Origin of the sequence: Tepidiforma sp., from assembly GCF_034432735.1 — a bacterium.
GTDB lineage: Bacteria > Chloroflexota > Dehalococcoidia > Tepidiformales > Tepidiformaceae > Tepidiforma.
Genome location: NZ_DAOUBJ010000017.1, coordinates 1 through 12,453 on the forward strand (window position 1 = coordinate 1; position 12,453 = coordinate 12,453).

Consider the following 12,453-nt stretch of genomic DNA (forward strand, 5'->3'; position numbering starts at 1 on the left):
AAGGGAACAGTGGAGCCTCGACAGGGACTCGAACCCTGGACCTAGCGATTACGAATCGCTCGCTCTACCAGCTGAGCTATCGAGGCCCGACGGACACCATCCTAGCGCGCCCCAAGCATTCGGTGAACCGGTCTCCCCAGCCTACGGAATAGCGATCGCCTCGGGCTTGCAGCTCCACGCCGACCACGGCGAATGCCCCTTCCCCTCGCCGTAGCGGAACGCCGCCAGCGCCGCTCTCAGGTTCGCCACCGGGTCTGCCCAGTGGTCGAAGCCGATGCCCGCATACTCGAACCAGAGCGGCACCACCTGCATCAGCCCGTAGGCACCGTACCCCACCGCATCCGGCCGGAAACGACTCTCGCACCAGGCCACCCGTGCCACCGCATCGGCCAGCTCCGCCGGCCAGCCAGCCTCGATCGCGAACGCCGTCACCTGGGCGTAGGTCAACGGCGCCAGCTGGGCCGCCGGGGGCGCGATGGCCGGCGCCGGCGCTTCCGCCGGAGGCTCCGAACGCGCCGGCTCCGAACGCGCCGGCGCGGAACCCGCTGGGGCGGCTTGCGGCACCACGGGAGTCGGTTCCGCCGGCAGCGAGCTCGCCGCGGCATCCCCGTGCGGCGCGGGCGCCGGTACCGCCTGCCCCTCCGCCGCCGTGGTCGCCACCGCCTCCGGCGTGGCAACCGGCGCCCCCCCAGAAGCCGAAGGCCAGACCTCGATCACCCGTGCCGGTGCCGGGGCGCGCCCGGACAACACCGCCACCAAGGCAACCTGCGGGGCCCGCGCCTCCGGCGTCCCGCCCCCCACCAGGTGCGCCGCGAGGAAGAGCGATAGCGTCAACATCGCCACCTCCGCCGGCCGCACGAACCAAGGCTGCTTCACCGCCCCCGCCGGCTCCCGCCAGCGCGGGGCAGGCCCCACCACCATCGAGCCCGAGGGCGCCGCGCAGCCACACGGCTCCACGGCGTACACCGGCTCCAACGCATACGCTGGCACCAGCACCCGGGCATCCGACCTCTCGGGCAGGCGAAGCCGGCGGCACAGCATCAGGGCGACGGCCAGGCCGTAATCTGCCCACGTTGCGAGCCTGCTCATGACGCGCACCGGCACCCTCCGGGGCCGGGCCGTCACGCGGCGGTCTCCACGCGTACGTACTTTCCCATAGGCAGCTTTGGCATCCACGCCCGGGCGCAGAAATCGGCCGCGGGGGCGCCGGGCCGGAGCGCGAACGCCAGTTCACCCCGCCAAGGGTATGCCAGAGGTTCGCACAGGCCGGCGCTAAGGGGCAATACCCCGCTCCCCCGCCCCACAGCGCGCCGAACCACGATTCAACCCCGGCAAACCCCCGAATGCGGGCAGCGCAGCCTCCGCTACACTGAGACGAAACCGACCGGGGCGCGGCCATGCAGCTCACCGACACCCTCTCGAACACCCGCAAACCCCTCCTTCCCCCCGTCGGCGAGGACGGTGTCGTGCGGATGTACGTCTGCGGCATCACCCCCTACTCCGAAGCCCACCTCGGCCACGCCCTCCACGCCATCGTCTTCGACACCCTCCGCCGCTACCTCGACTGGCGCCGCATCCCCGTCCGCCACATCCAAAACTTCACCGACATCGACGACAAACTCATCGAACGCTCCAACCGCCTCGGCATCCCCATGAGCGAACTCGCCGAGCACAACATCCAGCACTACCTCGCCCAGCTCGCCGCCCTCAACGTCCTCCCCGCCCACGAATATCCCCGCGTCACCCGCGTCATCCCGGAGATCGTCCGTTTCATCCAGGGGCTCATCGAAAAAGGCTTCGCCTATCCCTCCGGCGGCGACGTCTACTATCGCGTCCGCGCCTTCGGCGCCGAGCGCTATGGCGCCCTCGCCCGGCGCGATATCGACGAACTCCGCGCCGGCGCCCGCGTCGACCCCAGCGAACAGAAAGACGACCCCCTCGATTTCGCCCTCTGGAAGGCCGCCCGCCCCGGAGAACCCTCCTGGGAGAGCCCCTGGGGCCCCGGCCGCCCCGGCTGGCACATCGAATGCTCCGCCATGGCCCTCGTCACCCTCGGCGAACAGATCGACATCCACGGCGGCGGGATGGACCTCATCTTCCCCCACCACACCAACGAGATCGCCCAAACCGAAGCCTACACCGGTAAACCCCCCTTCGCCCGCATCTGGATGCACAACGCCCTCCTCCAGTTCGGCAGCGAAAAAATGTCCAAATCCATCGGCAACCTCGTCTCCATCGACGAAGCGCTCCAACGCTACGGCGCCGATGCCCTCCGCCTGTTCGTCATCACCAGCCACTACCGCAGCCCCGTCACCTACTCCGAAGAAGCCCTCGAAGCCGCCAAAGCCGGCGCCGAACGGCTCCGCCACGCCGCCACCATCGCCGGCGGCACCGCCCCAGCCCACATCGACCACGAGTCCGCCCGCGCCCGCTTCACCGAAGCCATGGACGACGACCTCAACACCCCGCGCGCCCTCGCCGCCCTCTTCGACCTCGCCCGCGACATCAACCGCGCCGCAGCATCCGGTGGCGACGTCGCAGCCGCACAAGCCACGCTCCGCGAGCTCAGCAGCGTCCTCGGCCTCACCCTCCAAGCCCCCCAGGCCCGGAGCCTCGCCGCCGCACCCTTCATCGACCTCCTCGTCGAAATCCGCGCCGAACTCCGCGCCGCCCGCCAGTGGGCCCTCGCCGACCGCATCCGCGATCGCCTCGCCGCGCTCGGCATCGAACTCCAAGACAGCCCCGATGGCACAACTTGGAGCGAACGGTAGCCCAGAACGAATCGCTTGTTATGCGATTGCAACACCGAGCCGCCCGAAAATCGCCCACCGATCGGTGAAGCCGTGGTACCCTTCACCCCGCCGAACCCTGCCGCACCGGCAGGGGCGGGGGACCCATCCCCTGGGGTGAATTGCGCGAGCCGGCGCATAGGCGACTTCCGACGCCGAACCCGTCAGCTAACCCCGCAGGCGTTCGGAGGGCATCGCCCAAGCCCTCCCCGGATTCCGAACCGGCCGGCCCCACCATGCCGGCCCCAGACGGTCTACCAGGAGGAACACCCATGTCCATCACCTCGTCCTCGTCCTACTCCGGAACCAGCGCCCCCCTCGGGCCCGACGGCACCCCCTTCACCCTCCGCGACCCCCTCACCGAAGCGCGCGACCTGCTCCGCAGCGCCGCCCGCCTCCCCTTCCACGCCAACCAGCCCGGCGCCTGGCAAGCCGCCTTCCGCCAGGCCGTCAACGGCGCCCGCGCCGCCATCCGTCACCACATCTGGGTCGCCGAGCTCCCCGATTCCCCACTCCACCAGGCCGAAGAGCTCGCACCCCGCCTCTTGCCCACCGTCGACCAGCAGCGCGAAGAACACCAGATCTTCACCCAGCGCATCGACGCCCTCGTCGCCGAAGCCAGCGCCCCCGGTCAGGTCGACATCTGGAAAATGATCGAACTCTCCGAACAAGCCATCCTCCTCGAGATGGCGCTCGCCCGGCACCACAACCGGCTCACCCAGCTCGTCTTCGAGACCACCCACCGCGACCTCGGCATCGGCGACTGACCTCGCCTCCGTCATGGGGGGCGCGCGCCCCCCTTGACAACCGTGCGCCAGGCCGAAACGATCACCTCGCCGGCGATCCCCATCGGGGACGTCGAGCCTTCACCACCATCGCCAGCACGTTCAACGAGCGTCCGCCTGGACCCAGCGTGGCCGGTACGGACCGGGAAGTTGAGCCGGAACACGCGCAACGCGCGCCCCTCCACCACCCCGATTCGTCCCCACCCACAGCCACCGCAGCGGATCCGTTGGCCGGCCGGCACCACGCCGAGGGGGACAGCACCATGCGCGTCATCATGAGCGGCAAAATCCACCGCGCCACCGTCACCGGCGCCAACCTCGACTACGAAGGCTCCATCACCATCGACCCGGACCTCATGGAGGCCGCCAACATCCTCCCCTACGAACAGGTCCACGTCGTCGACGTCACCAACGGCGCGCGCCTCGAAACCTACGCCATCCGGGGCGAACGCGGCTCCGGCGAAATCTGCGTCAACGGCGCCGCCGCCCACCTCGTCCACCGCGGCGACATCGTCATCATCATCGCCTACCAACACCTCGACGACACCGAAGCGCGCAACATCGCCCCCCGCCGCGTCTTCGTCGATGCCAACAACCAGATCGTCAGCGTCGAAACCGGCGACGGCTACAGCCACAACCCGCGCCAGCCCGCCGGCGCCGCCAGCTGAACAGCGGCCCGCACACCAAGGAGGGCATCGAGCCATGGGACGCCTCTCGATCCACAAACTCAAAGAATGGAAGAGCCAAGGGCGGCGATTCGCCATGATCACCGCCTACGACTACCCCACCGCCCGCCTCGTCGAACAGGCCGGCATCCCCGTCATCCTCGTCGGAGACTCCCTCGGCTCCGTCGTCCTCGGCTACGACTCCACCATCCCCGTCACCATGGACGACATCGTCTACCACACCCGCGCCGTCGTCCGCGGCACCCAAAAGGCCATCGTCGTCGCCGATATGCCCTTCATGAGCTACCAAGCCGATCCCAACGAGGCCATGCGCAACGCCGGCCGGCTCCTCAAAGAAGGCGGCGCCACCGCCGTCAAGCTCGAAGGCGGCAGCCAGATCGCCCCGCTCGTCCATCGCATGGTCGAAGCCGGCATCCCCGTCATGGGCCACCTCGGCCTCACCCCCCAATCCGTCAACCAATTCGGCGGCCACAAAGTCCAAGGCAAAACACCCGCCGCCGCCGCCCGCCTCATCGCCGATGCCCGCGCCCTCGAAGAAGCCGGCGCCTTCGCCATCGTCCTCGAGACCATCCCCGCACCCCTCGCCCGCATGGTCACCGAACGCACCGCCATCCCCACCATCGGCATCGGCGCCGGGCCCCATTGCGACGCCCAAGTCCAAGTCCTCCACGACATGCTCGGCATCTACGACGACCTCCGCCCCCTCCGCCACGCCAAACGCTACGCCCTCCTCGGCGAAACCATCCGCCAAGCCGTCCGGGCCTACATCGACGAAGTCGAAACCGGCGCCTTCCCCACCGCCGAACACAGCTTCGACATGGACGAGGCCACCCTCGCCGAGCTCACCAACGCCGGCTGACCCGCCCCCATGACCACGCCCGCCAACCCTGCCAGCGGCCCCGACATCCTCACCACCCCCGCCGCCATGCAGCGCTGGCGACGCGACCACCCGGGCGAACTCGGCTTCGTTCCCACCATGGGCTACCTCCACGACGGCCACCTCGCCCTCGTCCGCCGCGCCAAAGCCGAAAACCCCCTCAACGTCGTCTCCATCTTCGTCAACCCCACCCAATTCGGCCCCGGCGAAGACTACGAACGCTACCCCCGCGACGAACAGCGCGACCTCTCCCTCCTCCGTAGCGCCGGCGTCGATGCCGTCTACCTCCCGTCCCCCGCCGACATGTACCCCCCCGGCTACCAGACCTACGTCACCGTCGAAGCGCTCACCCGGCGCCTCGAAGGCGAAGCCCGCCCCGGCCATTTTCGCGGCGTCGCCACCGTCGTCCTCAAACTCTTCAACGCTGTCTCGCCCACCCGCGCCTACTTCGGCCGCAAAGACGCCCAACAGCTCCGCGTCATTCGCCGAATGGTGCGCGATCTCGACCTCCCCATCGAAATCGTCCCCTGCGACATCGTCCGCGAACCCGATGGCCTCGCCATGAGCTCCCGCAACGTCTACCTGTCGCCGGCCCAGCGCGCCGCCGCCCCCATCGTTCGCCGCGCCCTCGATACCGCCGCCACCGCCTGGGCCGCCGGCGAACGCGACGCCGAAGCCCTCCGCCAAGCCGCACGCAACGTCATCTCCAGCGAACCCCTCGCCCAGCTCGAATACGTCTCCCTCGCCGACGACGAAACCCTCGAGGAACTCGAAGGCACCGTCGACCGTCCCGCCCTCCTCTCCCTCGTCGTCCGCTTCGGGCCCACCCGCCTCCTCGACAACATCGAGCTCCGAGAGCAGCACGCCTAGGAGCGCCGCCGCCCCCTCGGCGGGCAGCCATCCCCATCGCGCCAACCCCCACCGCCGTTCCGCCGGCCCACCTCGGCCGAACGGCACCGCCCACCACCCCATCGGCCGGAACGGGCCTTTCCATCCCCGCGCCAGCGTGGTATCTTTTCCTTGTGGCACCCGGAAAGCCCGGGCCCGCCAGGCCAACGCACGCTCTCTCTCGCTCTCTCTCGCAGGTTCCTTCTTCCCGCTGGTCTGTCGTGAGTCGTCGCAGGTGATCGTTCGTGCCGAAGGCCGGCCTGCCACAGACTCACCAGCAGCGAAAGGACCTGCACCCACATGAAGCTCTATATCGGCAACCTCTCTTACGACACCACGGATGCGGACCTCCAGTCCGCCTTCAGCGCCCACGGCGAAGTCCGCTCCGCCCAGGTCGTCACCGACCGCGATACCGGCCGCTCCCGCGGCTTCGGCTTCGTCGAAATGGACGACCGCGCCCAGGCAGAAGCAGCGATCAGCGCCCTCAATGGCGCCCAGCTCCAGGGCCGCACCCTCATCGTCAACGAGGCCCGTCCCCGCGAAGACCGCCCCCGCAACGGCGGCGGCGGCTATGGTGGCGGCAGCCGCGGCGGCTACGGTGGCGGTGGCCGGGGCGGCAGCTTCGGCGGCGGCTACTCCGGCAACCGCCGCTTCTAAACCCCCAGCGAGGCGGCACCACGCGGGAATGGCGCCGCAGCGAACCACCACCGACAGCGGGCGGGGGCATCGCCTCCGCCCGCTGTCCCCTTCCTCCCCCTCCCACGAAAGGAGCCCCCTTGTCCGCCAATGAAGCCATCGAAGTCGAAGGCGTCGTGACCCAACCCCTGCCCAACGCCAACTTCCGCGTCGAGCTCGCCAACGGCCATTCCGTCCTCGCCCACATCAGCGGCAAAATCCGCCGCCACTACATCAAAATCCTCACCGGCGACCGCGTCCTCGTCGAACTCTCCCCCTACGACCTCACCCGCGGCCGCATCACCTACCGCTTCAAGTAGCCCGCGCCCCCGCCCCTTGTCAGCGCCACCCGCCGGGCGCACCATGGCCCCATCCCCACCATCAGGCGGTGCCCCATGACCGACGACGTCTCCCGCGTCATCCGCGAAGCCCAGGAGGCCGCATCCAGCGCGGCAGCCAACTTCGTCGAACGGATCGCCGCCCGCCTCGGCCTCCACGCCTCTGCCAGCGCCGTCTTCGGCGACCCCGTCGACCGCGACGGCATCACCGTCATCCCCGTCGCCAAAATCCGCTGGGGCTTCGGCGGCGGTAGCGGCCGCGGCATCGACGGCGACAGCGAAACCGGCGACATCGGCGAAGGCGCCGGCGCCGGCGGAGGTGTCATGGCCAGCCCCCTCGGCTACATCGAAATTCAAGACGGCCAGGCTACCTTCCACCGCATCGAAGACCCCGCCAGCTACGTCCCGCTCGTCATCGCCGGCGCCTTCGCCGGCTGGCTCACCTTCCGCGGCCTCGCCAAATTGTTCCGCGGCTGAGCGTACCCCACTTTTCGAGCCAAACGGCCAAAAAAGGCGGACCGCCCGATCGCTCAGCGTTCACCGAATCGGCGCCACCATGGGAGCATGAGCGCCGCCACGTCGGCCTGCGTCCTCCTCACGCGAAGCGAGACAGGCTGGCTCGTCTGCCCCGTCGATTCCGCCAACCGCGCTGCCGCCTGGCTGCCCCTCGGGATCGAACCTTCCCGCCCCGCCGCTGAGGCCATCGAACGGGCCCGCGCCCTCTTTCCCGGCCGCCTCGTCGCCATCTACACCCCGTAACGCGCGCCCCCCGGGCCGCCACGCGGCCCCCACCGCCCACCCCAACCATAAAGCAACGGGCGGGAGACGGGCCCGCAGCCCATCCCCCGCCCGTCCGCTGCCCGCTCGCTAGGCCAGCCGGAAGCGCGCCGTCGCCGCGTTCAGCGTCTCGGCCAACTCCCGCATCTGATTCGCCGTCGCCGCCAGCTCCTGCGCCTGCGCCGAAAGCTCCTCTGTCGAGGCCGAAACCTCCTCCGCCGAAGCGCTCGTTTCCTCGCTCGTCGCCGAGACCTGGATGATCGCATCGGTCACCCGGCTCGTCGCCGAGGCCATGCTGTTCGCACCCTCCGCCGATTCGCCAGCCATCGCCGCGATCTGTTCCGCCGAGCTCACGATCCGCTCCGCGCCGCTCGCCAGCCCCTGCACGTCTCTCGCGATCTGGGCCATCCGAAGCGCCGACTCCTGCACCGAAGCGATGATCGACTCCAGCGCCCGGCCGGCCTCCGAGGTGATGCCGCGGCCCGCCTCCACATCGCGCACCCCCGCCGCCATCGCCTCCACCGCCTCCCGCGTACCCTGCTGGACCTTCGCGATCAAAGCCGCGATCTCCTTCGTCGATGCGCTCGACCGTTCCGCCAGCGAGCGCACATTCTCGGCCACCACCGCGAAGCCCCGCCCCTGCTCCCCGGCGCGCGCCGCCTCGATCGCCGCGTTCAGCGCCAGCAGGTTCGTCTGCGCCGCGATCTCGTCGATCGCCTTCACGATGTCGCCGATCTGCTGCCCGTACTCGCCGAGCATATCCACCGTCTTCGATGCCCGCTCCACCGCTGCCGCGATCGACGCCATCGAAGCGACCGCCTGCGCCACCGCATCCTGCCCGCGCTGGGCCGCCTGGCGCGACTCGTTTGCCGCCCGCGCCACATCCTCCGAAGCCGCTGCTACCGCCTGGATCCGCTCGCCGATCTCGGCGGCCACATCGCGCGATTGCCGCGCCGACTGCGCCGATTGCGCCGCCGTCGCCGCCAGCTGCTGCGAGCCGCTCGCGAGCTGCTCCACCTCTCGCGCGCTCTCCTGCGAAAGCCCGCTCAACGAAACCGCGCTCCGCGTCACCTCATCGATCGCGTTCGCAATCTGGCCCGTCGCCTGCGCCATCTGGTCCGAAGAACCCCGCAGCGAATCCGCCGCCGCCGTGATCTCGGCCGCGCCCTTCCGCACACCCCCGATCATCTCCCGCAGATTCGCGACCATCCCGTTCAGCGCGGTCCCCAGCGTGTCCGATTCGCCCCGGGGCTGCACCTGCGTCGTCAGATCGCCATTGGCGACCGCCCGCGCCGCGTCGGCCATCTCCTCCAGGTACGTCGTCATCTCGCGGAAGGCCGCCGCCAGCTCCCCGATTTCGTCCTTCGATCGCACCTCCACGCTCACGTTCGTTTCCCCGCGGGCGATCCGGTGCGCCGCTTCTGTCGCCGCCCGCACGCCGGCGACCACTCGCCGCGCCACCACGAACCCGACCGCCCCGGCAACACCCGCCGAGACGATGCCGAGGATGGCCATCGCCAGCTTCGCCTGGTTCGCCGAGCGCTCCCCATCGTCCGCCACCTGTTCGGCCCGTTCTTTCACGTACGTGTTCAGCTCATCCAGCCGGGCGTTCAGATTCCCGATGACCGTGCTCGCCTCGTCGGCGAGCTTCACCAAGGTCCCCGCGTCCTTCTTGTCGAGCGCCTCACCATAGCGCTTCGCAAAATCCTCGAACGCGGCCACCGCCGCCATCGTCTCGGCGTACTTCGCCTTCCCCTCGGGGGTGTTCATATGCTCTTCGAGCGCGCGGATCTCCTCGGAGCCGCGGGTCAGCGCCTCGTCGATTTCGCCGCGCAGCTTCGTGAACGCCGCCGGTTCCGTCGTGTAGGCGAGCAGCCCCGCCTTCGTGATGCCGACCTCGAAGCCGCGCCGCGATTCCGTGATGTGCATCGTGGCCTGGACGCCCTCGTTCGCGAGCCGGCGCTCATCCTTTGCCGCCGCATCCAGGCGCGTCCACCCGACGATGGTGATCGCGACGGCCGGCACCACCGCCAGCGCGAATCCCCCGAGCAGCTTTGCGGAAAGCGAAAGTTTCACCCTACTCAATCCTCCGGAACGTGACATCGTGCGGGCAGCCGCCGGATCGACCGGGGCTGCCCTGCCGCTTCCATCGTCGGCCCGCCCCGCGGCCCAGCGAATCGGGGAACTCCCGCAGCGGCCGCCGCCGCCCCACCGAGCCACGCTCCCGCTTAGCCGGTAGCCGCCTCCCGCGCTGCCTCCGCCCGGCGAACGAAGCGCTCCGCCGCGGCCGGCGCCGCCAGCAGGTAGAGGTGGATGAAGCTCGCCAACACCCGCCCGTCCGCGTACCCCTCCACCGCCTCGCCGCCAGCCTGTCGCCAGGCCGGGCTCGCGCTCGCCGCGAGCCCCGCATAGTGGAACTCGTGCCCGCGAAACGTCCAGCCCGGAAGCGCGACCGGGCTCTCCCGCAGCGCGACCACCTCGCGGTAGCCCAACACCGGCCGGTCCGCCATCGCGCCCTCCCCAGGGACGAGGCCAACCATCGCCCGGCGCACCCCGTCCGGACCCGCGAGGCCCTGCGCCAGGTAGAGATATCCCCCGCACTCCGCCACGATCGGACCGCGAAACGCCCGGATGGCCGCGCGCATCGGGGCGTTCGCCTCCAACGCCTCGGCGTGCAACTCGGGGTAGCCCCCGCCAAGGTAGAGCGCATCCACCGCCGGCAATCGCTCGTCGACCAGCGGCCGAAACGGCACCACCTCCGCACCGAGCCGCCCCAACAGGTCGCGCGTCTCCGGGTACGTGAAGCGGAAGGCCGCATCCTCCGCCCAGCCCAGCCGAATCCGCGGCGGGCGAGCCTCCGGAAACACCTCCCGTCCCGGCGGCAGCGGCGGCGCAGCCCGGGCGATGCCCAGAATACCCGCCACGTCCAACCGCTCACCCGCCGATTCGAGCGCCGCTCGGTCCAGGCTCGCCTCGCCCGCCAGCACCAGGCCGAGGTGCCGTTCCGGTAACGCCAGCGAAGGCGACTTCGGGATCCAGCCAAGAAGCGGCAGGCCCACCGCCCCCAGCGCCTCCCGCAAAAGCTCCGCGTGTCGCTCCGAGCCGACACGGTTCGCGATCACCCCGGCCACATGCACACGGGCGTCGAAATCCACGAACCCCCGCGCCAGCGCAGCGATGCTCGCCGCCATTCCGCCCGCATCCACGACCAAGATCACCGGGGCCGCCAGCGCCGCCGCCGCATCGGCCGTCGAGCCCTCGCCGGCGGCGCCTTGCCGGCCATCGAACATCCCCATCACCCCCTCCACCACCGCCACCGTCGCCCCCGCCATCGCGTGGGCGAAGAGCCCCCGCAGCCCGGCGTGGTCGAGGAAAAAACTATCGAGGTTGTACGGCGCGCGCCCCGCCGCAGCACCCAGGTGCGACGGGTCGATGTAATCCGGCCCCACCTTGAAGGGCTGGACGCGCTCGCCCGCTCGCCGGAGCGCCGCGATCAGCGCCAGCGCGGCCGTGGTCTTGCCCGAGCCCGAGGCCGGTGCCGCCAACACCACCCGCGGAAGAGCGTCCACCGCGCTATCCTGCCACGCCCGCCCACCAGCGGCACCCCACCCAGACCCCCGCCCGGCCATCCTTGTCCTTGCAACGACCGGAGATTTCGTAAAGAATTGCGAAAAATCATGCCGGGGCCCCGCCCACCGTGCGCTTCCATCCCTCGATCACGCCACGCGACTTCCCGGTCCTCCTCGATGCACTGCCGATCCCCATCGCCGTCGCCGACCGCGAAGGGCGGCTGCTTGGCGCCAATGCCGCCTGGCAGCGGATCGACCCGGTAGCCCAGCCCGGAGAACCGGCTTCCCCCGCCATCGCCCGCGCCTTCCCCTGCCTGCCGCCCGACGGCATCACCGAACTGCTCGCCGGCACCCGGGCCACCCTCGATTGCGACCGCCCCACCGATGGCCGCTTCGCGCCCGCCCGCCTCCACGCCCTTCCCGTCGCCGAAAGCGAAGGGCTCCGCCTCCTCGCGCTCCTCGACCTTCCCGCCACCGACCGCTACCGCCGCCTCGTCGAAGAAGCCAACGACATCATGTTCAGCCTCGACCTCCAGGGGCGCTTCACCGAGATGAACCGCCTCGGCTACCTCGCCTCCGGGTACACCCCCGAAGAGCTCATCGGGCAGCCCGCCACCGCCTTCGTCTCGCCCGAACAACGTGCCCAGGCGGCTGCCGCGCTCGCCGCCATCTGGCGCGGCGAATCGGTGCCCGTGCTCGAAGTCGAGTTCGTCTTCAAGAGCGGCGAGCGACGCTGGTTCGAAGTCCGCGGTCGCGCCCTCCTCGAAAACGGCCAGGTCGTCGGCACCTTCCACGTCGCCCGGGATATCACCGAGCGGCGGGCCCTCGAACAGGCCCGCGCCCTCCTCTCGCAGGCTGCCGCCGCCGCCCCTATCGTCCTCTGGGCCGTCGACATGGAAGGGCGCTTCACCCTCCTCGAAGGCGGCGCCCTGCCCCGCTACGGCTTGCAGCCCGGCCAGCTCGTCGGCCAATCCATCTTCGAGTTCAACCGCGACTCCCCCGAGCGCCTCGCCGAAATCCAGCGCGGACTCGCCGGCGAAGCCTTCACCAGCGTCGGACGCTGGGGCGA

The 12,453-nt window shown here is 70.3% G+C and carries 13 protein-coding genes, 1 tRNA gene and 1 riboswitch; of the genes, 10 read left to right on the forward strand and 4 right to left on the reverse strand.

What is annotated here, in order from left to right; translation table 11 throughout:
• Nucleotides 1-10: 10 nt before the first annotated feature.
• A tRNA-Thr gene (locus tag VAE53_RS01260) sits at nt 11-86 on the reverse strand.
• 55 nt (nt 87-141) lie between these two features.
• Nucleotides 142-1,089: a transglycosylase SLT domain-containing protein gene (locus tag VAE53_RS01265; RefSeq protein WP_322817542.1), complete on the reverse strand. Its 948-nt coding sequence runs from the start codon at nt 1,087-1,089 to the stop codon at nt 142-144.
• Nucleotides 1,090-1,397: 308 nt separating this feature from the next.
• Here VAE53_RS01265 and cysS point away from each other — a divergent pair, with 308 nt between their 5' ends.
• From cysS to VAE53_RS01310, 9 genes are all read left to right on the forward strand, one after another.
• Nucleotides 1,398-2,771, forward strand: a complete 1,374-nt coding sequence (gene cysS / locus VAE53_RS01270; RefSeq protein ID WP_322817543.1) for a cysteine--tRNA ligase — start codon at nt 1,398-1,400, stop codon at nt 2,769-2,771.
• Nucleotides 2,772-2,849: 78 nt separating this feature from the next.
• A riboswitch (cyclic di-AMP (ydaO/yuaA leader) is annotated at nt 2,850-2,986 on the forward strand.
• 75 nt (nt 2,987-3,061) lie between these two features.
• The gene (locus VAE53_RS01275) at nt 3,062-3,556 is read left to right on the forward strand and encodes a hypothetical protein (protein WP_322817544.1); all 495 of its coding nucleotides are present in this window, start codon (nt 3,062-3,064) and stop codon (nt 3,554-3,556) included.
• Between the two features lie 281 nt (nt 3,557-3,837).
• Complete coding sequence (gene panD / locus VAE53_RS01280; protein ID WP_322817545.1) at nt 3,838-4,242, forward strand: aspartate 1-decarboxylase; 405 nt, start codon at nt 3,838-3,840, stop codon at nt 4,240-4,242.
• A gap of 34 nt (nt 4,243-4,276) precedes the next feature.
• Nucleotides 4,277-5,119, forward strand: coding sequence for a 3-methyl-2-oxobutanoate hydroxymethyltransferase (gene panB, locus VAE53_RS01285; protein WP_322817546.1), 843 nt, complete (start codon nt 4,277-4,279; stop codon nt 5,117-5,119).
• Nucleotides 5,120-5,128: 9 nt separating this feature from the next.
• A complete protein-coding gene (gene panC / locus VAE53_RS01290; protein WP_322817547.1) occupies nt 5,129-6,007 on the forward strand; it encodes a pantoate--beta-alanine ligase in 879 nt (292 codons plus the stop codon).
• Nucleotides 6,008-6,325: 318 nt separating this feature from the next.
• Nucleotides 6,326-6,682: an RNA-binding protein gene (locus VAE53_RS01295; RefSeq protein ID WP_322817548.1), complete on the forward strand. Its 357-nt coding sequence runs from the start codon at nt 6,326-6,328 to the stop codon at nt 6,680-6,682.
• A 119-nt stretch (nt 6,683-6,801) separates the two neighbouring features.
• The gene (gene infA, locus VAE53_RS01300) at nt 6,802-7,020 is read left to right on the forward strand and encodes a translation initiation factor IF-1 (protein ID WP_322817549.1); all 219 of its coding nucleotides are present in this window, start codon (nt 6,802-6,804) and stop codon (nt 7,018-7,020) included.
• 75 nt (nt 7,021-7,095) lie between these two features.
• On the forward strand, nt 7,096-7,515 hold the full coding sequence (locus VAE53_RS01305) for a spore germination protein GerW family protein (protein WP_322817550.1): 420 nt from the start codon (nt 7,096-7,098) through the stop codon (nt 7,513-7,515).
• Between the two features lie 87 nt (nt 7,516-7,602).
• Entirely contained in the window at nt 7,603-7,797 is a 195-nt protein-coding gene (locus tag VAE53_RS01310) for a hypothetical protein (RefSeq protein WP_322817551.1), read from the forward strand.
• Nucleotides 7,798-7,905: 108 nt separating this feature from the next.
• Here VAE53_RS01310 and VAE53_RS01315 read toward each other — a convergent pair whose 3' ends face one another.
• Nucleotides 7,906-9,891 (reverse strand): methyl-accepting chemotaxis protein, encoded by a 1,986-nt coding sequence (locus VAE53_RS01315; RefSeq protein WP_322817552.1) that lies wholly within the window; start codon nt 9,889-9,891, stop codon nt 7,906-7,908.
• Nucleotides 9,892-10,043: 152 nt separating this feature from the next.
• The gene (locus VAE53_RS01320; protein ID WP_322817553.1) at nt 10,044-11,384 is read right to left on the reverse strand and encodes a cobyrinate a,c-diamide synthase; all 1,341 of its coding nucleotides are present in this window, start codon (nt 11,382-11,384) and stop codon (nt 10,044-10,046) included.
• A 128-nt stretch (nt 11,385-11,512) separates the two neighbouring features.
• Between VAE53_RS01320 and VAE53_RS01325 the strand changes: the two genes are divergently transcribed.
• Nucleotides 11,513-12,453: PAS domain S-box protein (locus VAE53_RS01325; protein WP_322817554.1), on the forward strand; the 941-nt coding region annotated here is incomplete at its 3' end.